Origin of the sequence: Streptomyces sp. NBC_00299 (assembly GCF_036173045.1) — a bacterium.
In the GTDB taxonomy this organism is placed as follows: Bacteria; Actinomycetota; Actinomycetes; order Streptomycetales; family Streptomycetaceae; genus Streptomyces; species Streptomyces machairae.
The window spans coordinates 2,560,983-2,585,503 of the sequence record NZ_CP108039.1; the positions used below are offsets into that span (position 1 = coordinate 2,560,983).

The 24,521-nt window shown below is 69.2% G+C and carries 26 protein-coding genes and 3 pseudogenes; 18 read left to right on the plus strand and 11 right to left on the minus strand.

All coding sequences use genetic code 11. The annotated features are described in order from the left end of the window. The first annotated feature begins 90 nt into the window (after positions 1-90). Positions 91-612, plus strand: a complete 522-nt coding sequence (locus OHT51_RS11120) for a nitroreductase family deazaflavin-dependent oxidoreductase (RefSeq protein WP_328878759.1) — start codon at positions 91-93, stop codon at positions 610-612. Between the two features lie 58 nt (positions 613-670). Here the strand turns inward: OHT51_RS11120 and OHT51_RS11125 are convergent, their stop codons facing one another. Then, entirely contained in the window at positions 671-1,885 is a 1,215-nt protein-coding gene (locus OHT51_RS11125; protein ID WP_328878760.1) for a lactonase family protein, read from the minus strand. 564 nt (positions 1,886-2,449) lie between these two features. Here OHT51_RS11125 and OHT51_RS11130 point away from each other — a divergent pair. The 7 genes and pseudogenes from OHT51_RS11130 (at position 2,450) to OHT51_RS11165 (ending at position 8,413) form a co-directional block, all read left to right on the plus strand. Beyond that, complete coding sequence (locus OHT51_RS11130) at positions 2,450-2,989, plus strand: hypothetical protein (RefSeq protein WP_328878761.1); 540 nt, start codon at positions 2,450-2,452, stop codon at positions 2,987-2,989. Between the two features lie 154 nt (positions 2,990-3,143). Continuing rightward, positions 3,144-3,218 (plus strand): annotated as a pseudogene (locus OHT51_RS11135) (TetR/AcrR family transcriptional regulator); the annotation flags it as partial. A 50-nt stretch (positions 3,219-3,268) separates the two neighbouring features. Next, positions 3,269-3,412, plus strand: coding sequence for a hypothetical protein (locus OHT51_RS11140; RefSeq protein ID WP_328884622.1), 144 nt, complete (start codon positions 3,269-3,271; stop codon positions 3,410-3,412). Between the two features lie 38 nt (positions 3,413-3,450). Beyond that, entirely contained in the window at positions 3,451-3,582 is a 132-nt protein-coding gene (locus tag OHT51_RS11145; RefSeq protein WP_328878762.1) for a hypothetical protein, read from the plus strand. Positions 3,583-4,126: 544 nt separating this feature from the next. Further along, positions 4,127-4,939: a hypothetical protein gene (locus OHT51_RS11155; RefSeq protein ID WP_328878763.1), complete on the plus strand. Its 813-nt coding sequence runs from the start codon at positions 4,127-4,129 to the stop codon at positions 4,937-4,939. Between the two features lie 94 nt (positions 4,940-5,033). Next, positions 5,034-6,707, plus strand: a complete 1,674-nt coding sequence (locus tag OHT51_RS11160) for an FG-GAP and VCBS repeat-containing protein (protein ID WP_328878764.1) — start codon at positions 5,034-5,036, stop codon at positions 6,705-6,707. A gap of 185 nt (positions 6,708-6,892) precedes the next feature. Then, a complete protein-coding gene (locus OHT51_RS11165; protein WP_328878765.1) occupies positions 6,893-8,413 on the plus strand; it encodes a PH domain-containing protein in 1,521 nt (506 codons plus the stop codon). 380 nt (positions 8,414-8,793) lie between these two features. On the opposite strand, the gene OHT51_RS11175 is transcribed toward OHT51_RS11165, so the two are convergent. The 4 genes from OHT51_RS11175 to OHT51_RS11190 all read right to left on the minus strand — a co-directional run bounded on the left by OHT51_RS11175 (position 8,794) and on the right by OHT51_RS11190 (position 10,937). Then, positions 8,794-9,069, minus strand: coding sequence for a hypothetical protein (locus OHT51_RS11175; protein ID WP_328878766.1), 276 nt, complete (start codon positions 9,067-9,069; stop codon positions 8,794-8,796). Between the two features lie 143 nt (positions 9,070-9,212). Continuing rightward, a complete protein-coding gene (locus OHT51_RS11180; RefSeq protein ID WP_328878767.1) occupies positions 9,213-9,956 on the minus strand; it encodes an RHS repeat-associated core domain-containing protein in 744 nt (247 codons plus the stop codon). Between the two features lie 20 nt (positions 9,957-9,976). Continuing rightward, positions 9,977-10,324, minus strand: coding sequence for a hypothetical protein (locus tag OHT51_RS11185; RefSeq protein ID WP_328878768.1), 348 nt, complete (start codon positions 10,322-10,324; stop codon positions 9,977-9,979). Positions 10,325-10,352: 28 nt separating this feature from the next. After that, positions 10,353-10,937 (minus strand): RHS repeat domain-containing protein, encoded by a 585-nt coding sequence (locus OHT51_RS11190; RefSeq protein WP_328878769.1) that lies wholly within the window; start codon positions 10,935-10,937, stop codon positions 10,353-10,355. A 44-nt stretch (positions 10,938-10,981) separates the two neighbouring features. On the opposite strand from OHT51_RS11190, the gene OHT51_RS11195 reads away from it, so the two are divergent. Next, entirely contained in the window at positions 10,982-11,665 is a 684-nt protein-coding gene (locus tag OHT51_RS11195) for a histidine kinase (RefSeq protein ID WP_328878770.1), read from the plus strand. A 176-nt stretch (positions 11,666-11,841) separates the two neighbouring features. Here the strand turns inward: OHT51_RS11195 and OHT51_RS11200 are convergent, their stop codons facing one another. Together OHT51_RS11200 and OHT51_RS43345 are read right to left on the minus strand one after the other, a co-directional pair. Then, positions 11,842-12,156 (minus strand): response regulator transcription factor, encoded by a 315-nt coding sequence (locus OHT51_RS11200; RefSeq protein WP_328878771.1) that lies wholly within the window; start codon positions 12,154-12,156, stop codon positions 11,842-11,844. A gap of 116 nt (positions 12,157-12,272) precedes the next feature. Then, a complete protein-coding gene (locus OHT51_RS43345) occupies positions 12,273-12,404 on the minus strand; it encodes a hypothetical protein (RefSeq protein ID WP_443052458.1) in 132 nt (43 codons plus the stop codon). Between the two features lie 371 nt (positions 12,405-12,775). Here OHT51_RS43345 and OHT51_RS11210 point away from each other — a divergent pair, with 371 nt between their 5' ends. Beyond that, a complete protein-coding gene (locus OHT51_RS11210; RefSeq protein ID WP_328878772.1) occupies positions 12,776-13,843 on the plus strand; it encodes a TerC family protein in 1,068 nt (355 codons plus the stop codon). Positions 13,844-14,392: 549 nt separating this feature from the next. Then, positions 14,393-14,533: pseudogene (locus OHT51_RS11215) on the plus strand (amidinotransferase); the annotation flags it as partial. Positions 14,534-14,704: 171 nt separating this feature from the next. Here OHT51_RS11215 and OHT51_RS11220 read toward each other — a convergent pair. After that, entirely contained in the window at positions 14,705-15,727 is a 1,023-nt protein-coding gene (locus OHT51_RS11220; RefSeq protein ID WP_328878773.1) for a hemolysin family protein, read from the minus strand. After that, a complete protein-coding gene (locus OHT51_RS11225; protein ID WP_328878774.1) occupies positions 15,724-17,070 on the minus strand; it encodes a hemolysin family protein in 1,347 nt (448 codons plus the stop codon). Before OHT51_RS11225 ends, OHT51_RS11220 begins: the two co-directional genes overlap by 4 nt. Positions 17,071-17,451: 381 nt before the next feature. On the opposite strand from OHT51_RS11225, the gene OHT51_RS11230 reads away from it, so the two are divergent. After that, on the plus strand, positions 17,452-18,432 hold the full coding sequence (locus OHT51_RS11230; RefSeq protein WP_328878775.1) for a sporulation protein: 981 nt from the start codon (positions 17,452-17,454) through the stop codon (positions 18,430-18,432). A 151-nt stretch (positions 18,433-18,583) separates the two neighbouring features. Then, positions 18,584-19,039: a tellurite resistance TerB family protein gene (locus OHT51_RS11235; RefSeq protein WP_328878776.1), complete on the plus strand. Its 456-nt coding sequence runs from the start codon at positions 18,584-18,586 to the stop codon at positions 19,037-19,039. Positions 19,040-19,668: 629 nt separating this feature from the next. Here OHT51_RS11235 and OHT51_RS11240 read toward each other — a convergent pair. Beyond that, entirely contained in the window at positions 19,669-20,601 is a 933-nt protein-coding gene (locus OHT51_RS11240) for a M56 family metallopeptidase (protein ID WP_328878777.1), read from the minus strand. 6 nt (positions 20,602-20,607) lie between these two features. After that, the gene (locus tag OHT51_RS11245) at positions 20,608-20,997 is read right to left on the minus strand and encodes a BlaI/MecI/CopY family transcriptional regulator (protein WP_328878778.1); all 390 of its coding nucleotides are present in this window, start codon (positions 20,995-20,997) and stop codon (positions 20,608-20,610) included. A gap of 200 nt (positions 20,998-21,197) precedes the next feature. Between OHT51_RS11245 and OHT51_RS11250 the strand changes: the two are divergent. From OHT51_RS11250 to OHT51_RS11270, 5 genes and pseudogenes are all read left to right on the plus strand, one after another. Continuing rightward, a pseudogene (locus tag OHT51_RS11250) lies at positions 21,198-21,450 on the plus strand (GlsB/YeaQ/YmgE family stress response membrane protein). A gap of 155 nt (positions 21,451-21,605) precedes the next feature. Then, the gene (locus OHT51_RS11255) at positions 21,606-22,181 is read left to right on the plus strand and encodes a TerD family protein (protein WP_328878779.1); all 576 of its coding nucleotides are present in this window, start codon (positions 21,606-21,608) and stop codon (positions 22,179-22,181) included. Positions 22,182-22,304: 123 nt separating this feature from the next. Continuing rightward, positions 22,305-22,949 carry a hypothetical protein gene (locus OHT51_RS11260; protein WP_328878780.1) on the plus strand — a complete coding sequence of 215 codons (645 nt, stop codon included), beginning with the start codon at positions 22,305-22,307 and terminating at the stop codon, positions 22,947-22,949. Between the two features lie 69 nt (positions 22,950-23,018). Next, complete coding sequence (locus OHT51_RS11265; RefSeq protein WP_328878781.1) at positions 23,019-23,603, plus strand: TerD family protein; 585 nt, start codon at positions 23,019-23,021, stop codon at positions 23,601-23,603. A gap of 159 nt (positions 23,604-23,762) precedes the next feature. After that, positions 23,763-24,065: a twin-arginine translocase TatA/TatE family subunit gene (locus tag OHT51_RS11270; RefSeq protein ID WP_328878782.1), complete on the plus strand. Its 303-nt coding sequence runs from the start codon at positions 23,763-23,765 to the stop codon at positions 24,063-24,065. The last annotated feature ends 456 nt before the right edge of the window (positions 24,066-24,521 follow it).

Here is a 24,521-nt window from a genome sequence, read left to right on the forward strand (position 1 = left end):
CAAAGGTGGCTCGAGCGAGGCGGCTCCCAACCCCGGTCCTTTACCCAATCGAGGCCGAGAGCCGACATTCCCGACCCACGGAAGGCGACCATGACGCACAGAGAAACCACACCTCGCCGCCCTCAACTCCCCAGCGGATGGCGACGCCTGGCCGCGCGGCTGCCGATCCCGCTCTTCCGCGCGGGGCTCGGGTCCCTCTTCGGGAAACGGCTGCTCCTGCTGCACCACGTGGGCCGCGTCAGCGGCGTGGACCGCATGGTGGTCCTGGAAGTGGTGTCCTACGACCCGACCCGCACGAGCTGGACCGTCGCCTCCGGATTTGGGCCGAAGTCCGACTGGTACCAGAACCTCCGCGCGCAGCCGAAGACCCTCATCCGGGTCGGCAACCGCCCGTACGCCGTCACCGCCCGCTTCCTCCCCTCCGAGGAAGGCGCCGAGATCATGCCCGGCTACGCACACCGACACCCGCGAACGGCCCGCCGCCTGTGCGCGTACATGGGCCTTCCCGTCGACGGCAGCGAGGCGTCGTACCGCGAGGCGGGGCGAGCCGTCCCCTTCGTCCGCCTCGACACCGCCGTCGAACACCATCAGCACGGGCGCGGACAGGCGTGACGCCCCGGACGAAGCGTCCGGGGCGACGGGCCTCGGTGACCGCTTTCCGTTACACCGCCTACACCGCGGCAATACCCTCCATGCCGGACTCGGCGAAGGCGGGCAGTCCGGTGGCCGTGGTGACCTTGGTGAGGGAGCCATCCCTGCCGACGCGGAAGCCGTCCACCGTGCCCGAGACCGCGTTCTGCACATAGAGGAACTTCTCGTCCTGCGTCACCGCCAGGTCGATAACCCCCTGGGACTTGGCCGAAGGGGGCGTGGCGACACCGACGTCGTTGGTGAGCGCGAGCCGACCGTGGCGGTCTGTGCGGTAGCCGGTGACGGTGGAGTTGCCGGTGTTCCCGCCGTAGAAGAAGTCACCGGCGCGCTCAAGCCAGCACAGCGTGTCCTGGCCGTTGGCCAGCGGCCGCTGGACTGCCTTGAGGCGACCGTCAGCGCGCACCTTGTACGTGCTGACTGTGGACTTCTCGGCCTCGGCCACCAGCATCCGGCCGCTCTTGTCGAAGGTGATCGCGAACGGCACGCCTCCCACGGAGTCGTTGACCACTGCCCGGTGCGCAGGACGACCGTCGCGCCGCACGGGGAAGACCTCGATGGTGTTGGCGGACTTCGTGGTCACAGCCAGTGCCCGGCCGTCGGGGGTGAAGGCGACCTGGCCGGGCGAGCTGGAGAACAGCGGCACCCTGGCGTTTTCCAGACCCAGGGAGCGTTGCGAACCGCGCACGGGCTTCAGCCCCGAGGCGGTGATCCGGAAGCCCTGAACACTGCCGGAGCCGCCCGCGTTCATGACGTAGGCAAGGTTGCCGTACACCGCGATGGAGGACGGGAAGTACCCGCCGGAGTCCACCACCTGGCGGTGCGTCAGCCTCTGCCCGTCGACCCGGAAGGAGGTCACGGTGCCACTGCCCGCATTGACCGCCAGCAGCAGCCCCGAGGCATCGTCGTAGACGAGCGACCCCTGGGAGGCCAGGGAGTCGGTGGGCGCGTCGACCTGGTCGCCGCCCTTGCCGCCGGTGGCGTATCGGCCGGCAGCGCTCAGCGCGCCGTCCTTGCCTCGCCGGAAAGCGTGGATGGTGTTGCCGTCGAGCTCGTTGCCCTGGACGAACACCGCGTGATCCGCCCCGGCCTTGGCCGATTGCGCGGCGGGACCGCCGGGCTCGTCCGCCGAGGCGACGGTCACCGTCGCGACCGCCGCCGCAGCGGCGACGATCCCGGCTCCGGCGGTCAGCAGCCGGACTCGTAACGGGGACCTGCGCCTGGTGTGCCTGCTCATACGTCGCTCCTCGGGGTTCGTGCCGCCGCCACGGGGCCGGCGGCGGACGGAACCAGAGTTGCCAGTGAGACGAGCGTGGCAGAGCGGTTTCCCGACCGCGTCAGGGTCTCGTAAGGTCTTCGGCCCTCTCTGGCTCTAACGTCCCCAGACTCCGGTCACCACGGCACGGCCAACCGCGCGCGCCGTCGCAGGAAGTTCGCGAAAAACCGATGGGGGACTGGCGATCTCATTTTGCATCATGCAATGATCGAGCCGGGAGAAGCCGAGCCGACGGCCGATTGCCATCCGGCGCCCAGGAGCGAGACCGGCAAGTCAAGCAGGACGGCGCACCGGCTGTCGGCGGGTTCCCCCCTCGACCCTGCCACCGCCTGCCCTCACAGCCGGGCCGCACCTCGGTGCATTCCGATCGGCGGAGGTATGGATTGCAGGAGCGAGCCGGCTCCTACCCGGCGTCACGGACCGACCCAGACCGGCGACCCCTCTGACCACGGAGCCACAGGGAACATCCACTGACAAGCCGGGCCCTACCCACAACCCTGTGGATAGGAAAGGAAGAAGGAGACCGTGACCACCAAAGGGCCGGACGGCGAGGGAACGCCCGAAGAGCCGGGCGGCATGCCGCCCGCCCCCGAGGACATCTGGCTGAAGTTCCTCACAGACAGCGAGGTCGCCATCCGGCAGTCCGCGCCCAAGGAACCCTCCGCCCTGGAACGGGCACCGGGGTGGCACCGGCTCATCGACCCAGCCGACAGAACTGGGTTGCGTCCGCGGCGTCCGCACGGCGGCGCGGCCGACGTCGGAACAGATGCGGTCGGCGACATGTGGCAGCCGGACCAACCTTGGACCGGACCGGCCTGGCGGGACCTGGACGACAAAGCCAGATTCCGGCACGCCCTCCGCGTGATAGCCACGGCTGCCGCGATCACGGTGACCCTGGGCGCCTGGTCCTGCCTGTCCACCAGCGCGGGCACTGCCGGCAACGCGCCGGACGACTCCATCGTGCAGCAGTTGGAGGAGGCGCCCCCCGAACTGTCCCCGGCAACCCGCTTCCCGCCCGGATCCGCCGTCGCGGAGCCGTCCTCGTCTGCGGTTACTGCCGGCTGACGCGCATCGCCAGGGGGAGCGCCTCGACGGCCATGGCGCACCCTGACGGAGAGCGACCGGCAGAGGCAGGCCCGAAGGCCCTCCCCCCCGGGCCGATCCGCCGAGCCCTGGACCACTGACTGAATACCTGTTCAGCATGCTGTACGTGCGTTCGATGCCGGACGATCGGACCAGGCGGGCGGTGATCCGCGACGAGGCCCTGCGCTTGTTCGCCGACCGTGGGCCGGAGTCGGTGACCGGACGCCAGATCGCCGAGGCCGCAGGGTGTCATCTGGGCTCGTGGTGCACCACTTCGGCTCCCAGGGCGGCCCGCGTCGGGAGGTCGACGAGTACGTGCTGGCCGTATTCGAGGCCATGCGTGGCGGATTGACCGGCGGGGCGGGGCTCAACTGCTCGATCCCGGTACCGGAGCGGGAACGCTGAGCGAGGCGTTCGCCCGCCACCTCCCGGCCGACTCGCCCTTGCCCGGCTACCTGCGCCAACCGCTGCTGTCCGACACGGACGCCGGACGGCTGCTGTTCCAGCGCCTGTTCGACCTCAGCCGCGCCGCGCTCGACGGCCTCGCGGCGGCCGGGCTCGCCGTACCCGGCTGAGAGCCGTCGGTGCGCCCGGCCTTCCTGCTCGCCAACGACCTGGCCGCCTTCCTGCCGCGCGATCGACTCACCGAAGTCTCATCAACTACCCCGTCCAGTGCGCCAAAGCCCTCGTCATCAACCTCAACCGCCCCCGCCACACCCGGCCGCAGCGCGGGGATCTTCTTGCACGTCAATAACAGTGGCGCGACGGCTGGCTGCGTGTCGGTACCCCGGCCACCAAGGACCGCATCATGGGCCGGATTACGCCGTCCGCCCATCGCAGGATCGCCATCGACTGACCAGCCCGACGTGACCTACGTCACTGCGCCTTGCCGAGCAGTGACGTTGCTCAGTGCAAAACGCTGGGCAGAGCAGGCCATCCATGTGACGGATGTCCTCACGTGACTTTCTTCTCTGGCCGTTCAACGGCCTTCTTTGGGGTGGGATTCGTCTTGAGTCGTCGTACTCGACGTGCGCGTCGTACGTCGCACGCGTACAGACCGCTGAGCCTGAGGCGCAGAGCCTGACTGACGCTGGGTGCAGTGGTCCTGGGGGTGGGGGCGTGGCGACGTACGCCCTGGCCGGGCCGTCCGAGGATCCGGGCGCCACAGGTCGGGCCAAGCGGCCCGTGAAGGTCTACGACCTCGCGTTGAAGGGAACCGGCAGTCAGGAGCGAGAGCTGCCGCGTACCAGCACAAAGCAGTTCTCGCTGCTGGGCGTCTCCTGGACCGGGCCCAGGAAGCAGATCGACGGCACGGCGCAGGTGCGCACCCGCAACCTGGAGACCGGTGAGTGGAGCGCCTGGCAGGACCTGGAGTTGGGGGTGGATCCGCCGGAGGGCGTCGAGCCGGGCATGCGCGGTGCCTCGGAGCCGCTGTGGGTCGGGCCGTCCGACGGTGTCGAGGTGCAGGTCGTCCGCGAGGACGGCACGGCGAGCGCGGGGCTGCCCACGGGGCTTGAGGTCAACCTGGTCGACCCGGGAATGACCTCCGCCGAGACCAAGTCCATCGGCACCGAGTTCGAGCCGGCCGCGTTCGCCGCCGAGACCGACCCCGCCGCCACGCCCACCGACACGGTCACTCCCACCGATGCGGTCACCCCCACGGACACCGCGACCGAGTCGCCCACGGCGGACCGACCACGACGCCGACGGACAGCGTCTCGCCCACCGACACCACGACCCCGACGGACTCGACCTCCGCGTCCCCGTCGCCGAGTGAGACCGTGCCGACAGCCCCGCCGTCCACTGTCACCCAGCCGCCGATCACCAGCCGGGCTCAGCGGGGCGCGGACGAGTCCAAGGTCGACGACCCGCCGGCGTACAACGACAAGGTGCAGGCCGTGTTCGCACCACACCGTAGGCTCCAACAGCTAGCTACTCCACCGGCATCGCCGTCCTCGGCGACTTCCAGGGCGACTCCGCCAAGGGCATCGCTCCGGCCCGGCCGACCCGGGCCACGCCGGAGTCGGTGGCCCGTGTCGTCGCCTGGAAGCTTGGCCAGTACGGCGGCAACCCGGCCGGCAAGGTCACGCTGACCGCCAAGGGCGACACCGGGGTCTGGAAGAACGGCCAGGAGGCCACCCTCAACGTGATCTCCGGCCACCGCGACGGTTACGCCACCGAGTGCCCCGGCGCCGCCATGTACGCCAAGCTCGGCGAGATCCGCCGCTTCGCCGCGAGCCCCGGTAGGAACTCCGCCATCCCGACCGCCGACTTCAACCGCGACGGCGTGACCGACCTGGTCGCCGGCACGCCCCGGGCGCTGAGCAGCGGCGGCACGCTGACCGTCGTGCCCGGCAACACGGAGGGGCCGGACGCCACAGTCAAGCGCTCCTTCACCCAGAACAGCCCCGGTGTCCCCGGCGGCCACGAGTCCGGCCACAACTTCGGTGCCGCCACCGCCTGGGGCGACGTCAACGGCGACGGCTACGCCGACCTCGCCGTCGGCTCCCCCGACGAGGACGACACCAGCGGCCACGCCGACCGGGGTTCGGTCACCGTGCTGTACGGTCCCGGTCTGGACTCCGGCTTCTCGTACTCCACGTCCGGTGTGACCAGCACCGGAGCCAAGCTGGGCGCGGCCGTCACGGTCGGCGACTTCAACGCCGACGGCAAGGCCGACGTCTTCTCCGCCGGCACCGGCAACAGCGGCAGCTGGAACGCCCGCCTGACCGGCGGCGCCACCCAGTACGGCAAGCTCACCAGCGCCTCCGGATCCCTCGCCGCCCTCGATGCCGCCACCGGCGACTTCAACCGTGACGGCTACGCGGACGTGGCACTCAACTACCTCGACCAGTCCGGCACCGGCCGCGTCACCTGGTTCAAGGGCACGGCGTCCGGCCTGGTCAAGGTCAGCGTCCTGTCCGTCAAGGGCGACCGCTCCATCGCCGTGGGTGACGTCAACGGCAACGGCTACGACGACATCGCCATCGGCCAGCCCTTCACCGCCGAGTCCGGCGCCTTCAAGGGCGGCCAGGTCACCGTGGTCCCGGGCACCTCGACCGGATTCACCACCACCGGCATGCGTACCGTCCACCAGGACACCAGCGGCGTGCCGGGTACCGCCGAGGCCGGCGACGCCACCGGCGCCTCCGTCTCCGTCGGCGACTACAACGACGACGGCTACGCCGACGTCCTGACCGGCATGCCGGGCGAGGACATCACCCACAGCGGCGCCAACCAGACCAACGCGGGCATGGCCCTGCTCCTGAAGGGCACCTCGTCCGGCCTGACCGGCTCCGGCGCCCAGTGGTACAGCCAGGACCGCAGCGGCATCGCCGGTGTGACGGAGCCGAACGACAAGTTCGGCTCCGCCGTGGTCCTGCAGGACCTCTCCGGCTGGGCCGCGCCGACCTCGCCATCGGCGTGGAGGGCGAGGACGCCTACAACGGCGTCATCCTTCAGTTGGACAGCGGCAACTCCGGCATCGACACCAGCGGCGGCGTCTACTACAGCAAGAGCGCCCTGGGCACCCCGACAGGGGCCCACCTGGGTCAGACGCTCACCCCGTAACCCGGAACCGCACAGTGCCAATGCAACGTGGGGTCCTCCGTCGCGGAGACCCCACGTTTGCATTGGCGGCCGCGCTTCAGACCGCAGAATCGGGCATCAGCTGATCCCCTGGCCGGCCGCCGCCATCTGAGGCTCAGTCGATTCCCTCGACACATAGCCGGTGTCCTGTGGCGTCGCGGTCGGTGTCGGCGAAGCGCTGCTATTGCCGGCCTGCCGAGCGGGTAACGCCTTCCGCAGCCCGGCAATCTCCGTGACCAGGGCGTTGCCGCACATCGCACATGCGCTTGGGATTGCTCGGCTGGCAGGATCATCCGCATGTCCGAAGCGCCCGACATGACCTGCCGTCCCCTCATCAGCCGCCCCGGCCGTGCCTTCGCCGGATTCGGCGCCGTGGTGGGGGTCTGGGCGTTCCTGACGGTGCTGCTGCCCACGGAACGCTGGGGCAAGTGGTTCGTCCTGTGGATGACCGTCGGCCTGACGGTGGTGCTGACAGCCATTCTGGTGCTCCTCTGGGCCACAGCTCAGGTGCGCGCCGACGCGTACGGCGTGCACTCCCGGATGATGCTGCGCCGCCGCAACGTGCCGTGGAGCGAAGTCGCGGACCTGCACATACGACTGCAGCGTGTACGCAACGGCGAAGTGCGTCGCGTCGACCTGGTGCTGCGCGGCGGACGCAAGCTGCGCCTGCCCCTGCCGCAGACCGCGAATTACGACGACCCGGCGTTCGACTCGGAGGTGGAGGCGCTCCGAGCACTGCACCGCCGCTACGGCGCGCCGGAGTCGACGCATCTCCCCGTCGTGTCGTACCGCACCGCCGGGCGTGGCCGCCGCTGGCTGATGGCCTTGTGCCTGCTGCTACTCGCAGGTGCGGGTCTGGCCGCGTGGTCCGTGCCGAGCGCCAATGCGCAGAAGCGGGCGTGGGAGGCGGCCGTGCCGTGTGCCGCCGAGACGCCCGCAGCGGTGCGCGGCGAGTGCCTGACCACCGTGCCGACCGTGATCGCGCGGGCCGAGCCCGAGGGGGGCAGGAAGCCCAACTGGCTGTACTTCGCTGACGGCGAGCCGGTGCGGCGAGTCAGGGTCTCGTACGAAGGCGCTCAGGGGTTCGCGGCCGGTGACCGGGCCGAGGTGACCTTCTGGCGTGGTCAAATCAGAGTGGTCGCCGGCGATCGGCACGTCTGGCGCGAACACATGACGCCCGCCGGTGACGTGGCCGTCATCGCGGCCGGGCTGGCCGTGGGCGCGGCGTACCCGGGAGCCCTGATGCTGATGCGCCGGCGCGGGCGCCGCCTGGCCGACGACGAGGTGCTCCCCTCGGCACTGCCGTTCGCGGGCGTGCTCGTCGCAACCGCCGTATGGCTGCTGCCGCTGTGCTACCTCCACCCCACCACCCTGTTCTCGTCGCGCACGCCGATCACGTGGTGGGCAGCGGGCTCGCTGGTCAGCCTGAGCCTGTTCGCCTGGGCGTGGCGCGCCACACGTATCCGTACACCGGGAGAGGCGGGCGCGGCCCAGACACCCCCCGTGCGGGGAGAGGTGTTCCTGGCCGCCCGCTTCCTGGACCACACCGACTACAACCCGCACGGCTTCGGCACTCACATCGTCCTCGGCGACGGCCCGCCCGCGGTGGTGCCTCACGGCGGCCCCGGCCGGTTCGCGGCGAAGCCGATCCCGGTGGAACGGCTTACCGCCGTGAACGTGAGGCGCGCGCGGGGCGATGAGGAGGCGATCAGCAGAAGCTGGCACGTCGCCGAACTCGACGACGCGGGCACCCCGGTCCGCCTGGCAGCGGCTCCGGCCGACCTGACCCGAATGCTGCGCGAGCTGGGCCTCGGGTAGGACCCCGCACCCACCGCCCGCCACGAGCTCTGACGGGAGCGGCTGCAAAGGTGGTCGCGGTGGCACTGTGACCAGGCGATCCGGCAGGCCGTACTGGATCACCGTCCCTGTGACCTGGGGCTGGCCGGGCAGCTGTGGTTGCGCGTCGGAGTGGGTGATCTGATCGCAAAGCTGTACCCGGTGCGGCTCACCGAGCAGGGGGTGAGCAAGTACCTGCGCCGGTGGGGGCAGCTACTACGGCGGCGGCACCCCACATTCGACGAGATCTCATACACCCGAAAATTCTTGTGCGCGTTCTTACACGAATGTACACAGCATGAATTGGCGCGCTCTCACGTAGATGAGCGTGCGATAGAGAACTACCGACTGCCGTTGATCTTCTATACGGAAGGGCCGAGTTCGCGCTTGCGGCGGCCACCGCGAATCTCCCGGAAAGACAGAAGGACGACTGCCAGGTTCAGCGGGAAGGAGATGGCGTTCGCCACCTCTGGAATGTCGAACGCCCGCAGCAGGCTGGCCGCGGCAGCGATCAGGAAAAGGGAGAGCGGCAGGAACCTGCGCCAGGTTGGGATGTCCTGCATCCGGGCGACAGTGACGGAGCACCGCAGAGTGAAACAGAAGAAGGCGATCCCGAAAGCGATCACTGCGGGAAGCATAGAGATGTCTCCACAAAAGCGGCCAAGGCCCAAGCGGTGAACAAACCGGCCTGCGGCAGTGCGGGTGGGGCAAGGAGGTGGTGCTCCGCGACCGGTGTCGCGGAGCACCACCTTATGCTCTACGGATGATCAGGCTGAAGAAGTCATCCCTTTGTGCAGACGATGCGATAGCTGGACACGTAGCGCCATGACGTTCTCGTCCCGCTCCAGCCTCCGGTCCGTGTCCATTTGATACCGGTCCATTTGATCCGGTACGTGGTGCGGTCACGGTAGGAGTACTGCCAGTGCGTTTCGAAGGTCGCCAGGATCTTCTGCCGGCCCCAGCCGTACCAGGCCACGACCTTGCACTTGAAGATGTACTGCTTGCGGTAGCGGTACTGCCGCTTCCACGCGCTGATGGGCACCGGTCCGTAGTCACCGCTCAGGACGTCCATGTACCAGTGCCAGCTGACGTTCTGCCAACCGCTGTAGCTCCAGCGCGTGGTGCGCAGGACCGTGGTGTAACTGCGGCCGGTCCAGGCGTGCTTGGGCACACGACAGGTCGCGCAGCCGGTGACGTCCTCGTTGTTGACGGGGTCGGCGCACGCGTAGTCGTAGGCGTTGCAGCTACCACCCGGCAGCGGGTCGGCGGACAGGAAGCGGCCGGTCGCCGGGTTGTACAGGCGGACACCCATCAGGGTAAGGCCGGTGAGGGTCTCCCCGGACCGGTGCATTCCGCCGTGCCAGCCGCAGCGGACCGTGCTGGAGGTGTTCGCGCGGTTGCCGTACTCGTCGGTGGAGAGAACGGTGGGGGCCTGACTGGCGGTGGTGGGCAGTTGCATCACCACGTCGCCGTGCAGATTGACGAGTTGCAGGACGGTTGAGCCGGTCTTGGCGGTGGTCGCCACCAGTTGACCGTCGAATCCGTTCACGTTACGGGTGACCGCGCCGGAGGCGGTGTCCTCCACTGTCCAGCGCGGGGTGTCCGCGTCGGAGCTGTAGTGGTGGAGCTTGGACTGGGCTGTGTCCAGGTGCCGGAGGCGTTGGATTCCACCGTCGAGCCGCGGAAGCGCAGCTGGGAGTCGAGGTTCCAGGTCTGCCGCTGGGTGCCCGCGGTCTGCTGACGCACCAGGTCGTTGGTGTAGTAGGCCAGCGTGGTCCCGGGCGCGGCGGTGGTGCGGCCGAAGGCGTCGTAGGTGTAGCCGGAGTCGACCAGACGGTCGGCACTGTCGTAGGCGTGGCTGGTGGTCGTGGCGCCGGTGGTGGTGCAGGCCAAGCCGGGCTCGGCGGCGGCGGTGGCTGCGTCACCCGCAGCTACTGTCGTCCTCCGCCCGGACGAGCCGGCCGACCTTGTCGTACTGGTAGGTCTGGCTGGACGTCTTGCCCAACGAGCCGGTGTAGGAGGAACGCTGGCCGTGGACGGTGGGAATGAGGGTCTCTGAGAAGAGCACCTCGCCGTCACTGTCTCGGGTGTACGTCCGCTCCATGGCCATGCCGGCCGGGTTGGTGCTCTGGCTCATGGTGTAGCCACCCGGCAGCTTCTGGGAGCGCACCTGCCCGTCGGCGTCGTAGCGCACGCTGAACGTGCCCGCCACGGAGTCCGTGATCGACGTGGGAAGACCGCGCGGGTCAACGGTCGCGTCGTACGCGTAACTCGTGCTGGACGGCACATTGTCGCTGACGAGGACCGCGTGGCCCTCGGCGTCGTACTGGCTGGTGGTGACGCCTCCGTCGGCGTCGGTGTAGGAGACGAGGCGGCCGAGCTTGTCGTACGCCTTCTTGATCGTTCCGCCGCCGGTGGAGGTGATCTCGGCCACCTTGCCGCTGACCGGGTCGTACGTCGTGGTGACCGCGGGGACGGCCGTGCCAGTACCCCCCGAGATCGTCACGGTCTTCGTGCGGCCCGCGTCGTCGTCTGCTCGGCCTGCAGGCGGTGCTCACCTATCTACCTGTCCTCGTCTTTGAGTACTCGTGGCTGAGTCTCTTGGGCTTCCTCGTGGGTGCCGTGCTGCTGACGGTGCCTCGACCGGCTTCGATCGTCATCGCGGAAGCGGTGGCAGCGAGCGGCCCTCTGCTCGTGAACAGCAGTCTGGTGACCTCGCAGCGCGGCAGCATGAGCGTGCTGGTGTCGACCGTCGTCACTGGCAGCAGCGTGTACGCGGTGGTCCACCTGACCCTGCTCGCCGCACGGCTTCAAGCCTCACACAGTCAGGCGGGTCGCCTCCGTGAGTACCGCGAACGGGTCCGCGTGACGCAGGACCTGCATGACCTGGTGGGTTCGTCACTTGTCTCCGTCGCTGTGCAGAGCGAGCAAGCCCTCGCCCGGACTGTGAGCGACGCACCAGGTCACCAGGCGCTGACCGACATCGCCACGCTGGCACGACGCACCCACCAGGAGATACGAAGCATCATTGGGCATAGGATCGCCGCCGATCTGCACACGGAAGTCGCGCACGCCCAGAATCTGTTGTCCCTTGCGGGGATCGCCACGCGCACAACTCTGCCTGCCGGACTGGATCTCGGCGGGCCCACGGCCAACTGCATGAGTGCTGTCCTGCGCGAGGGCATCGGGAACGTGCTGCGGCACCCCAGGCGTCGCGTTGCGAGATCGAGGTGACGACCCAGGTTTCTCGGGTGCGACTGTCCATCGACAACGACGGCGTTCCGCCGAGCGTAGAGGACGACGATCAGGGCAGTGGACTGGTGAACATGCGATTCCGAGTCCTGGCACTCGGCGGAACCCTCGGCACGAAATCCTGTGGCGGACGCTTCATCCTGACCGTCGAACTACCCCTAGATCCAGCCGTGACGCACGGCGATACGAATCGCGTCCACCAGGGTGCGGGCGTGTAGGTCGCCCACGGCGGCCGAAAGTCGATTGCGTACTGTACCCACGCTGAGGAACAGATCGCTGGCGATCGCCCGTGTGTCCACACCACTCGCGGCCAGCCTGAGTACCTCCCCGCCTCGCGCGGGCATCGATTCCGCCAAGTCTGCGAGCTCCGGCGGGTCGATCACCCGACCGCCTGCGGCGACCGTGCGCACCGCCTCCGCGAGTCCCTTCGGCGAGATGCTCTTCAGCAGGCACCCCGCCGCCCCCGCGTCCAAGGCTCTCCGCACATGGCCGGTCGGTCCAGAGCCGTGATCATGACGGTACGGCAGGCCGGCGCCCGCTCGGCGGACGACACACCGGACCAACGATCCGATGATCTAAACGAAACACCCTAGATGGCCCGCCCGAGGTGCAGTTCGCCGAGGTGGTGGAGCTGATGCGGCGCCATGGTGGCAACGTTCAGCGCGGCCGCCCCCTGGCGGCTTCCGCTGGCGGACCGTGTGTTGCTGGTGCGTACGCTCACGGCCAACGGTGAATCGGGGGTAGTTCGCCGGTGAGGATCGGAGCTCGGCTCCCATGTATCTCGGCCCGACCAGTGTCCGTGCCGTCGACCAGCAGCTCGACCGCTCAATCCTGGCCGCCATCGAGGCTCACGGCCTCGCGTGCCCCTTGACGTCGAGGTGAAATTGGTGACTCCGCCCCATCACAAGCCCCCCTGACGGATCCGCCGCCTCTACGTCGAGCGTGCCCCCTCTCGCCCACCCCTGCCCCTGTACGAGAGCGCGTCTGGTGACCTGCTCGCCTCCGACCCCGGTGTCGCCGGGCGCAGTGAAATGCCGCAGACTCCCGTATAGGGGCCCGTATCAGCGTGGGCCGCTGAGAAGGTGACGGGTTGTGCTTGAGGTCCCGTTCTGGCTGTGGGGAGCCTTCGCCGCGACGGTGGTGGTGTCGCTGGCGGTGGACCTGCTGGCCCACCGCACAGCGCACGTCATCGGCTTCAAGGAAGCTGCCGCGTGGAGCGCCCTGTGGGTGAGCCTCGCTCTGATCTTCGGCGGCGTCGTCTTCCTCGCCCTCGGCCCGACGGCCGGCACCGAGTACACCACCGCGTGGCTGCTGGAGAAGAGCCTGTCGGTGGACAACCTGTTCGTCTTCGCCGTGATCTTCGCCTACTTCAAGGTGCCTCGCGCCTACCAGCACCGGGTCCTGTTCTTCGGCGTGATCGGCGCACTGGTCTTCCGCGGGATCTTCCTCTCCCTCGGTGTCGCCGTCGTCAGCCGCTTCACCGCGGTGCTGTTCGCCTTCGCCGCCGTCCTCTTCTACAGCACCTACAAGCTCCTCAAGGACGAGGAGGAGAGCTTCGACCCCGGCAAGAGCTTCGCTGTGCGCATGCTCCGCAAGATCATGCCGGTCCGGGACGAGTACGCCGACGCGAAGTTCTTCGTCAAGGAGGCCGGCAAGCGCGTGGCCACCCCACTCCTCGCGGTGGTCGCCGCGATCGAGGCCGCCGACCTGATCTTCGCCGTCGACAGCGTGCCCGCCGTCCTCGCCGTCAGCGACGACGCCTTCATCGTCTACACCAGCAACGCGTTCGCCATCCTGGGCCTGCGTGCCCTGTACTTCATGCTCGCGGGCCTGCTGGACCGCTTCCACTATCTGAACATGGGCCTCGCGATCATCCTGGCCTTCATCGGTGTCAAGCTCATTCTCCAGGCGTCCCACAAGGTGATCAGTCCCAGCATCCCGGAGATACCCTCACCGATCAGCTTGGCGGTCATCGTCGTTGTTCTGGCCGCTTCCGTCGTGTTCAGCCTGCGGCGGCCCGTCCCACCCAATCTGGCTCCGACAGCTCAGGACGAGAAGGCACCCTCCCTGTCAGACACGCCATCCGAGAACCCCGGACCCGGTGACGCACATGCTGAGCAGGACCAGCAGCCCGATGATCCACCCCGGCCGGCGCACTGAAGCAACGCGGCGGTGAGCAGCCTGTGGCCCATCCCCTTCTCCGGCCAGACCGCTTATTGTTAAAGAATGAGCAAAGCCGCGCATGAGACGAGTCCCCGAGGGACGCTTGTGTGCCCGGTCTGCAAGCAGCCCCTCGATATGACCATCAAGAGACGGCACAAGACTCTCGGAATCTTCGTGCCGGTGTGGGGCCCGGGCCCCTGTCACAACCCCGACTGCCCCGATCACCTGGAGCAGCCAGAGCACAGCAACCACCAGGACCACTGACCTCCAGGCAGGACGCCAGGCCCACGGCCGCCGATCGCGGCCGGGGGCCGGGACTCACGGTGGGCCTCCGAGTCCCGCGCTCGTCGCGGGCAGTGATCAACCTGACAGCCCCAGCAGTACGCGAGAAAGTGGGAGGCGAAGTGACAGAGCACCCAGGCCGGCGATTCCTCGGTTCTGGGGACGGCGACGCCCACTCGATCTCGGTCATGTGCAAACTCCGGGACTGGGTGAGTGCCCGGTCGCACGGCCGCTGTGCCCCGAGTGGGCAGCGCATTGCGCGTGATGTCCGCGCTATCGGCCACGATTGACAACCGTGCGGAGCCTTTGGTCTCGCCGGTCAATTCACACAACGAGTGGGACCCGCTGGAAGAGATCATCGCCGGACGCCTCGACGGCGCGACGATCCCCTCCAAGCATCCGGTCACGGCCCACGTACGCCTTCCCTTCCGCCGTCGCACCCACCGCCCCGGTACATCGGACGCGACGCCAGCAACGACCGGGCCTTAGCCCACCTGACCGCGAGGAGCCTGCCATGCTGCCGGTGCACCTCAACATCGCGGTCACGCTGACCGGCTACCCCCTCGTCATGGGCTATCAGGCCGTGGCCGGCGCCGGGCCGACCAGTTCGGACAGAACGTCCTCCATGGTCACGAAGCCAAGGACCGCTCCCCCTTCGCCGGTCACGGCGGCCAAGTGGCTGCCGTCGGCGCGCAGGGCGGTCAGGGTGTCGTCCAGCGGCGTGTCGATGCGGACCCGGGTGACGGGGTGCAGGGCACCGCGCGGGAACGGCTGGTCGCGGTCGGCGATGCCGAGGGTGTCCTTGATGTGCAGGTAGCCCAGCAAGGTGCCGTTCGGGCCGGTGACAGGGAAGCGCGAGTAGCCAACTGCGGCGGCCGTCCGCTCCAGTTCGGCCGGGGTGATGGAGTGGTCGACGGTGTGCATCCGCTGGGCGAGGACGAGGATTTCGCCGACCGGGCGGGTGCCCAGTTCCAGCGCGTCGCGCAGCCGTTCGCCGTCGGCGGGTGAGAGCAGTCCGGCCGCGCTGGAGTCGAGGACCATGCGGGCGAGTTGGTCATCGGTGAAGACCGACTCCACCTCGTCCTTCGGTTCCACACGTAGCAGCTTCAACAGGATGTTCGCGAAAGCGTTGATGCCGAACACGACCGGCCGCAGCGCTCGGGTGAGGGCCACCAGTGGCGGGCCGAGCAGCAGGGCCGTTTCGACCGGCGCTGCCAGCGCGATGTTCTTCGGAACCATCTCGCCGATCAGCATGTGCAGATACGTCGCCACGCTGAGCGCGATGACGAACGCGATCGGGTGCACCAGGCCGTGCGGGATGTGGGCCGTCTCGAAGGCGGGCTCCAGCAGGTGGGCGATGGCCGGTTCGGCGACCGCGCCCAGCACCAGCGAGGAAACGGTGATGCCGAGCTGGGCGGTGGCCATCATCGCGGAGAGGTGCTCCAGGGCCCACATGGTCATCCGGGCCCGCGCATGGCCCTGCTTTGCGCGGGGCTCGATCTGGCTGCGGCGCACGGAGATCAGGGCGAACTCGGCCCCGACGAAGAAGGCGTTGGTCAGCAGGGTCAGGGCGCCGATGGCGAGTTGCAGCACGGTCATCGGGACTCCTCCCCCGTCGCTCCCGCCTGGACCGGGATCTGGGCGGGCCCGGTGATACGGACACGGTCGGCGCGGTGGTGGTCGACGTCGAGGACATCCATGCGCCAGCCGTCGTCCAGTTCCAGGACGTCCCCCTTGGCGGGGATGCGCGCGAGGCGGGTGGCGACCAGACCGGCCACGGTCTCGTACGGGCCGTCCGGTGCCGTCAGTCCTATCGCGGCGAGCTGGTCGATGCGGACGGAGCCGTCCGCCTCCCATGCCGCGCGGCCGTCGGCTGCGGCCGGTGCGGTCTGCAGGTCCGGCACCTCGAAGGGGTCGTGCTCGTCGCGGACCTCGCCGACGACCTCCTCGACGATGTCCTCCATCGTCGCCACGCCCGCCGTGCCGCCGTACTCGTCGATGACCACGGCCATGGTGCGGGTGGAGCGCAACCGCTCCAGCAGCCGGTCGGCGGTGAGGCTGTCGGGAACCAGCAGGGGCTCAGTGGCCAGTTCGGTGACCGGGGTGACCGCGCGCTTCTCCGGGGCCAGCGCGAGCACGTCCCGGATGTGGACGGTGCCGATGACCTCGTCCAGGCTGTCGCGGTAGACCGGGAAGCGGGACAGGCCGGTGGCGTGGGTGAGGTTCGCCGCGTCCGCGGCCGTGGCGTGCGCTTCGAGGGCCTTGACGTCGACCCGCGGGGTCATCACGTTCTCGGCGGTCAGCTCGCCCAGGTGCAGCGTGCGTACAAAAAGTTCGGCGGAGTCGGCCTCCAGCGCGCCTTCGGCGGCGGAGTGCTGGGCGAGCGCGACCAGTTCCTCGGCGCTGCGGGCGGAGGCCAGTTCCTCGGCGGGCTCCAGGCCGAAGCGGCGTACGAAACGGTTGGCGGTGTTGTTCAGGTGTCGGATGAACGGGCCGAAGGCGGCCGTGAAGCCGCGCTGCGGGCCGGCCACCACCTTGGCGACGGCGAGCGGGCGGGAGATCGCCCAGTTCTTCGGCACCAGCTCGCCGACCACCATCAGCACCACGGTCGACACGGCCACACCCAGCACGGTCGCGACGGAGGATGCCGCGCCGCCGAGGCCGACCGCATCCAGCGGCCCGCGTAGCAGCGCCGCGAGCGATGGCTCGGCGAGCATGCCGATCACCAGCGAGGTGACGGTGATGCCGAGCTGGGCGCCGGACAGCTGAACGGTCAGATGGCGTACGGCCTTCAGCGCGCCTTCGGCTCCGCGTTCGCCCGCCGCGGCGGCCCGCTCCAGGTCACCGCGCTCGACGGTGGTCAGGGAAAACTCGGCGGCGACGAAGAGTGCGCAGGCCAGTGTGAGAAGGAGGGCCAGCAGGAGCAGCAGGACCTCGGTCACCGTGCCACCCCCGTTCCCTCAAGTCTGTGACCTGGGCAGGGCATGGCACGGCCGGTACTGGGAGGCTCACCCATTGCGGGACTCTGGCTCCTTTTCGGGACGAAGTCTTCGGTAGACGGGTCGGTTCGGTGCGACAGGTCGGGAGGGTGTCAGCCCTCTCTCCCTCATGGTAAAGGTCAAGCAAAGTCTGCCGGTCAAGTCCTTGGCGGCCGCGAGTTTGCGGCGGTTTTCGGACTTTCCCGCATCCGGGGTCGTGACGCCGCCTTCGGCGGGTCCGTCCACCCTATGCTTCTACTCGCGTGTAGAGAACGTCCGGGCCTGCCGGGTTGTTCCACGCGACAGACGCGCATGACGGACGCATGTAAAGGAGTGGACGCCGCGATGGTGTTCAAACGGCTGCTTGGTTCGCTCGGCGTGGGCGGGCCCACGGTGGACACAGTCCTCACGCCGGGCCCGACCCGGCCGGGCGGCAGTCTGTCGGGGGAGGTCCGCCTCAAGGGCGGCGACGCCGACTTCGGCATCGAGCAGATCACCCTGGAACTGGTGGCTCGGGTGGAGGCCGAGCACGACGACGGGGAGAGCGAGGGTGTCGTTATCTTCGACCGGTTCACCGTGGGCGGGGGCTTCCGGCTCGCGGCAGGTGAGGAGCGCGGCATGGCGTTCGCGGTGACGCTGCCGTGGGAGACCCCGGTCACCGAGCTGTACGGCCAGCCGCTGGGCATCGTACTCGGCGTGCGCACCGAGCTGGCGGTGGCCGGCGCGAAGGACAAGGGCGACCTCGACCAGCTGACCGTGGGCCCGCTGCCCGTGCAGGAGGCGATCCTGGAGGCCCTCGGACAGCTCGGGTTCGGCTTCCGTTCCGCCGACCTGGAGTACGGCCGCATCAGCGGCACCGGGCAACAGCTGCCCTTCTACCAGGAGATCGAACTCACCCCGTCCCCGCAGTACGCGCACCAGGTCAACGAGATCGAACTGACCTTCCTCTCGAACCCCGCCGGCGTCGAGGTGATCCTGGAGGCCGACAAGCGTGGCGGCTTCTTCACCGGAGGGCACGACGCACTGACCCGCTTCACGGTCGGACACCACGACGTACGGGACTGGAACACCGAAGTCGACGGCTGGATCCGGCACCTGGTCGAGCACCGGGCGTCGTACGGCTCTCACCCCGCGTACGGCCGCGGCGGGCACAACGGGCACGATGACCACGACCACAACGGGCACCGCTCTGGACCTGGCATGGGCACCGCCGTCGCAGCGGGTGCGGCCGGGCTCGCGATCGGCGTCGTCGGCGGCATGGTGGCTGCCGAAGTCGTCGACGAGGTCGGGGACTTCTTCGAGGGCGACGAGGAAGAAGAGAGCTGATGCCCCCCGACAGCACCCGGTAAAGGATGCGCGGCAGGGTGCGGAGCGGCTCTCCGCTTCGCACCCTGCTGGTAGCTTCTACGTTGCTGTAGAAGAAATGCTGTCCGGAGCGCCTCCGTCCGGGCGTCCTTCCGACACGTACGGAGTTCTCATGGCCCTGTGGGACCGCCTCAAGGAGTCCGCATCGCAGATGCAGACCCAGCTCACTGCGAAGAAGAACGACCTCAAGAGCGGCGCCTTCCGCGACGCGAGCATGGCCATGTGCGCGCTCGTCGCCGCCGCCGACGGCACCGTCGACCCCTCCGAACGGCAGCGGGTGGCGCAGCTGATCGCCTCCAACGAGGTGCTGCAGAACTTCGACGCCATGGACCTGCAGCGGCGCTTCGAGGACAACCTCAACAAGCTCACCACCGACTTCGACTTCGGCAAGGTCAGCGTCCTTCAGGAGATCGCCAAGGCGAAGAAGAAGCCCGCCGAGGCGCGTGCCGTCATCCAGATCGGCATCGTCATCGGCGGCGCCGACGGCGACTTCGACAAGGACGAGCAGGCTGTGGTCCGAGAAGCGTGCTTCACTCTCGACCTGCCGCCGCACGAGTTCGATCTCTGACCAACAAACGGCACATGTGCCGGGCCGGCACCCAGGGGCCGCCGCCCGGCACACTGCCCGTCCGCACGGCCGCGATCCCGGCCAGCGCCGGACGCTGGCCAGCATCGTGCTCTCGGCCCCCTGCAGGAGCCGATCCCCCCTCCCGGTCGCGGCGGGCCACCACGAGGACCGGCGTCGCCCCCTGGAGCTTCTCCCCCAGGGAGGCGTTCCATTCAGCCTCGGCCGCCTCCGGGCCGTGTGCCGGAGCGGATGGGGAGCCGAGGCGCCGACAGCGGTTCCCCCACGTCCACGCCGGCCGCGAAGAGCCGATCGGCCACATTCTCGTCAGCCGCGCACTCCTGGACCGCACTGTCCGGCCTCCGGCTCCGGCGCGACCAATGCCTCAGCCAGCTCCGCCTGCTCGAACTCCTCGGCGTCGACATCAGACGAATCCGCTGGGGCAGAACTGAAATCGGCAACCTGCCAAGTAAGGGGCGAGACGGGACGGAGACGGGCCCGGACTCGCCTGGCCAGCATTCTGACCGACTGTCTGGTGCTGTTCGTCCGTCTTCGGGCGTCGCCCCATGGAAAGGCTCGTCACCAGACTCTCGATGCTTCGGGCCTACGCCTGACCGAACAGCCCCTGCGGGTCAGAGGGGCGTCGCCGCATGCAGGATGAGGACCATCGTCACGGCGGAGTTCGCTGACGACATTGCCGATACAGCGGTTCCCGCGGCCGCACCCCACGCGGCAAGGCCCACCGACGTGAACACCGACGGCCAGCTGCGCACCACCGGAGCGGGCCCGAGCAGGGCCGCCACCCGGCGCGGCACCGGCCCGGGTGCCGCGAGCCCCGCGAATGTGGGCACCGGCGTCCCGCGCGACACGAGGGCCGCCTTGCCGATCGCGCACGCAACGGCCCGCCGACTGCCGACCGCCCGGGCCGCTTCCTCGTCCGCCCATCGCTCCGCGGTGTACGCCACGGCGGTACGCAGTGGTCGCAGGAACGGGTTAGCGCGCGCGGCCAGTTGAACGGTGAGCAGGAAGCGATGGTGCCGGGCGGTCAGATGCGCCCGCTCATGGGCGAACAGCGCCCTGCGCTCATCCGGTTCCAGGCAGTCCAGCAGGGCCGTGGTCACCACCACCCGGTCCCGTCGGCCGCCCGGCAGCGCGTACGCGTACGGGACGCCATCGGGTAGGACGGCCACTTCCGTACCCGGCAGCCCTGCCAGCGCGTGGTGGGCGCGCCGTCGCACCCGGCCGTGCCGCCACAAGGTCCGGCCGCAGGCCACGATCACCGCGACGAGCGCGGGGATGGCCGCCTTGCCCGCGACCTCGTCGTACGGGACCGCCGCGCGCACCTCGGGGTCCGACCAGCCGTCCGGCAGAGGGTTGCCGGGCAGCTGGGCGGTGCCGACCACCATGACCAGCCCCAGGCACACCGTGCTGCACGTGCCCATCACCGCGGCCACTCCGGTCAGCAGCCGCGTCGCGGTCCTTGGATGCAGACGCTGCTCGGCGAGGCGCGCGATCGGCCACGCCGTTAACGGCAGGACCAGCGGCAGAAAGACGAAGACCCCCATGAGATGTCAGTCTTCCCCTTCGCTCAGCGGCTGACCCAGCAGTTCGCGCAGCAGCCGCTCGTCGTCCGGGCCGAGGCCGGTGACGAAGCTGGCCAGCACCGCTTCCCGGTCGTTCTCGGCGTCCAGCACCCGGCGCATCTTCCCGGCGGCCAGGCCCGCCTGGTCCGACGTGGGCGTCCAGGCGAAGGAACGGCCCGCCCGCTCCCGTGTGACCGCCCCCTTGGCCAGCAGCCGGGTCAGGATCGTGATCACCGTCGTATAGGCAAGATCCCCGCCCAGACGCTCCTGCACCCAGCCCGCGGTCGCCGGACCGTCCGCCTCGCCGAGCGCCGACAGGACCTGTGCCTCCAGTTCGCCCTGCCCCCGCCGCCGGGGACGCTGCCGGTGATCCGTCACACCCTGCCTCCCTTCCGCCATCATCCCGTTTCCCGGGCGGACATCGTATAGACGCCCGGAGCAACTCCGTGCCTCCCAAGGAGTCCGCACCAGCCCACCACCAAATCCTCTACATAATTGTAGAAGCTACGGTGCTCGGCACCGCCCGCCAGAAGCCAGGACAGTCGGGCAGGCCGAAGGGAACAAGAAAAACGGGTGTCATCGCATGGCTGATTCCGGGCCTTCCCGCCGGCGCGATCGTCAGGGCCCGCCTGCCCGGGATCCGCGGGGCTGTATCGGCACGACGGTCATCGGCATCGCCGGCGCCTTCGCGGGCGGCTGGCTGTCGCCGGAGCCCCTCGACTGGAGGTGCAGCGGGAGTTCTTCGACGCCGCGCGCCGGGGCTCGGCCATCGCCGGTGCACTCGCGCTGCTGATCGGCTACCGCCTGCCGTTCGGCAACTCACAGGACTGACAGACCGCTTCGGGGCCAGTGCCCCGCAGATGGGTCACGCTCGCTGCGTCTGCCACCCGGCCCCGCCATCCTTTCACTTTCTCTACAGTGCTGTAGATTCTTGATCCGGGTCCGCGCCGCGGACCGTGACCGCACCTGCCGAGAAGGAGTACGTCGTGGGAGTTTCCCTGTCCAAGGGTGGCAATGTCTCGCTCAGCAAGGAGGCACCGGGCCTGACCGCCGTCCTGGTCGGTCTGGGCTGGGACGTGCGCACGACCACAGGCACCGACTACGACCTCGACGCCTCCGCGCTGCTCCTCGACGCCTCCGGGAAGGTCCCGTCGGACCAGCACTTCGTCTTCTTCAACAACCTGAAGAGCCCGGACGGTTCGGTCGAGCACACCGGGGACAACCTCACCGGTGAGGGCGAGGGTGACGACGAGGTCGTCAAGGTGAACCTCGCGGCCGTACCGGCCGAGGTCGACCGGATCGTCTTCCCGGTGTCCATCCACGACGCCGAGAACCGCGGCCACAGCTTCGGCCAGGTCCGAGGGGCCTTCATCCGCGTCGTCAACCAGGCCGGCGGCGCCGAGATCGCCCGCTACGACCTGTCCGAGGACGCCGCCACCGAGACCGCCATGGTCTTCGGCGAGCTCTACCGCAACGGCCCGGAGTGGAAGTTCCGCGCCGTCGGCCAGGGATACGCCTCCGGCCTGGCCGGCATCGCCTCCGACTTCGGCGTCAACGTCTGACAGGGACAGGCATGGCACCACCGGACCTGTCGCTCAGGAACAGGTCCGGTGGTCGCGCCGTCGAAGCAGTCCCACACCGCGCCTCCCTCTGCGACCGCCTCAGCAACCGACGAGGAGACCCACGTGGCCGGCCCGCACCGCCTCCGCCCGGAGGACCGCGCGGACTTCGAAGCGGTACTGCATCTCGCACTGAGCACCGCGGACATCCGCGCAGCCCTTCTCGCCGACCCCACCGGCCAGGCGGCCAGGCATCTCCGCACCCACGCCCTCGAAGCCGCCGACGAGATCACGGCGGAGTCGGGCGATTCCTACGACGCCTACCGCGCCGTACGATCGTCCGCCCCGCACGGTCCGGAGCACCCGCCGAGCAAAGCCACCCTGCTGTCGGCGCTCAGCGTGCTCACGCCGCTGGTGGCCGCCACGTCCGCGGCTATCCTGCTCCTGCTCGGCTACGTTCTCCAACTCGCCGAGATATCGGGCAGCTTGCCCGCCTCACTCGTCACCGCGGGCTGGGTGCTCGCGCTCATCGCGGCGGTGAGCACCCTGACCGCCCTGACCGCCCTCCTGCGCACTGCCCTACAGCAACGAGGCGGTGTCCCCTCAGCCGACCGCCTGGAACAGGCACGGATCACCTGGCAACAGGCGCTACTCGACCGCGGAATGCTGCCCCACCTGAGACGCCGCATCAGCGAGGACCCACTCCTTCGCGCCGCGCTCCCGAAGCCCTCACCCGCTGGCCCCGACGACACCGTCCGGCACATCCCCTGACGCCACCCGCCGCCTCAACGCGCGACAGAGCCCTACACAAGAGCCGTACACACCCGAAGGAGCACCCCCATGTCGGTCGATCTGAGCAAGGGCGAGCAGATCAGCCTCACCAAATCCGACGGCAGCAGCCTGACCTCCGTACGCATGGGCCTCGGCTGGCAGGCCGCACCACGCAAAGGCTTCCTGGCCAAGCTCACTGGAGGCAGTGAGATCGACCTGGACGCCTCCGCCGTACTGTTCACTTCCGGGCAGATCGCTGACGTCATCTTCTTCCAGCACCTGACCAGCGACGACGGTTCGGTCCGGCACACCGGAGACAACCTCACCGGCGGCGCCGGCGCCGGAGGCGACGACGAGGCCATCCTCGTAGACCTGGCCAAGGTCCCCGCCCACATCGACCAGATCGTCTTCACCGTGAACTCCTTCACCGGCCAGACGTTCACCCAAGTGCAGAACGCCTTCTGCCGCCTCGTCGACGAGACCACGGGAACCGAGCTGGCCCGCTACACCCTCACCGGCGGCGGCGACCACACGGCCCAGATCATGGCGAAGGTCCACCGCAGCGGCAGCGGCTGGCAGATGAAGGCCATCGGCGAACCCGCGGTGGGCCGCACGTTCCAGGACCTGTTGCCGTCGATCTCTCCCCACCTGTAATCGCGGCCCCAGCCGTATGCGCGGCTTGCGCAGCCTCCCAGCCGCTCCGGCTCACGGTGGCCGACACCAAACCCGGACAGCGACACCGTCGTCCCCCCGCCGCTCGATATGCTCGCGCCGCGCCCGGCCCGGGCCCTGAAAGAGAAAGCCAGGACCTGCATGTTCGGACTGAGCGAACTCGCCGTCATCCTCATCGTCGTCATAGCCGTCCTCGCGGCCAAGAAGCTCCCCGAACTCGCCCGCTCCGCAGGCAAGTCGGCCCGCATCCTCAAAGCCGAGGCCCGTGCCATGAAGGAGGAGCGCGCCAGTACCGGGGAACAGACCGAGGCCGGAGAAGGGGCGGCACCCCGCGTCATCCCGGGCGAGGCTCTGGCTCCCTCCAATGACACAGCCCCGCCCACGCCCCCACAGTCCCCTCAACCCGGGCACCCGGCGTCCGAGCCGCCCCAGGCCAGAGACTGAGGCCGCTACGGCAAGGCCGCATACCGCAGCATCAGCCGGCAGGCACCAGGCCGTCGGGAGGATCTGGTGCGAAAACGCGCAGCAGCATCGGCAGCGAGCGGTGCAGCTCCCGTTCTCCGTAGGCCGGGTGATGGGTCCCGGTATGGAAGTGACTGATCGCCGGGAGTCGAGGCGCCGTGGCCGGGCGTCCAGGGACCGTTCGTCGTGGCCGGCCGGAACAGACCGCTCACGGCACACCGCTTCATGCGCGCCTGCGCGAGATCAGCCATGCCGCACCGGTTACTGCGGCACCGAAGGCAATGGCCACACCTAGCTGATGGATGGGCAGGTCTGCACTCCGCCCATCGGTGTTGCTGCTGGCCTTCATGGTCGCCACGAACAGGTAAGTGCTCGCGGGGGGATCAGGAGCGACTGCCGGTCGCGAGCCAGGAGGGGGAAGGCCGGCAGGTCGGCGGC

Excerpts from the sequence above, each read along its gene's own strand:
- OHT51_RS11120 (WP_328878759.1), top strand. The coding sequence starts at position 91 with ATGACGCACAGAGAAACCACACCTCGCCGCCCTCAACTCCCCAGCGGA.
- OHT51_RS11125 (WP_328878760.1), bottom strand. The coding sequence starts at position 1,885 with ATGAGCAGGCACACCAGGCGCAGGTCCCCGTTACGAGTCCGGCTGCTG.
- OHT51_RS11165 (WP_328878765.1), top strand. The coding sequence starts at position 6,893 with ATGTCCGAAGCGCCCGACATGACCTGCCGTCCCCTCATCAGCCGCCCC.
- OHT51_RS11175 (WP_328878766.1), bottom strand. The coding sequence starts at position 9,069 with ATGCTTCCCGCAGTGATCGCTTTCGGGATCGCCTTCTTCTGTTTCACT.
- OHT51_RS11220 (WP_328878773.1), bottom strand. The coding sequence starts at position 15,727 with ATGACCGTGCTGCAACTCGCCATCGGCGCCCTGACCCTGCTGACCAAC.
- OHT51_RS11230 (WP_328878775.1), top strand. The coding sequence starts at position 17,452 with ATGGTGTTCAAACGGCTGCTTGGTTCGCTCGGCGTGGGCGGGCCCACG.
- OHT51_RS11235 (WP_328878776.1), top strand. The coding sequence starts at position 18,584 with ATGGCCCTGTGGGACCGCCTCAAGGAGTCCGCATCGCAGATGCAGACC.
- OHT51_RS11240 (WP_328878777.1), bottom strand. The coding sequence starts at position 20,601 with ATGGGGGTCTTCGTCTTTCTGCCGCTGGTCCTGCCGTTAACGGCGTGG.
- OHT51_RS11265 (WP_328878781.1), top strand. The coding sequence starts at position 23,019 with ATGTCGGTCGATCTGAGCAAGGGCGAGCAGATCAGCCTCACCAAATCC.
- OHT51_RS11270 (WP_328878782.1), top strand. The coding sequence starts at position 23,763 with ATGTTCGGACTGAGCGAACTCGCCGTCATCCTCATCGTCGTCATAGCC.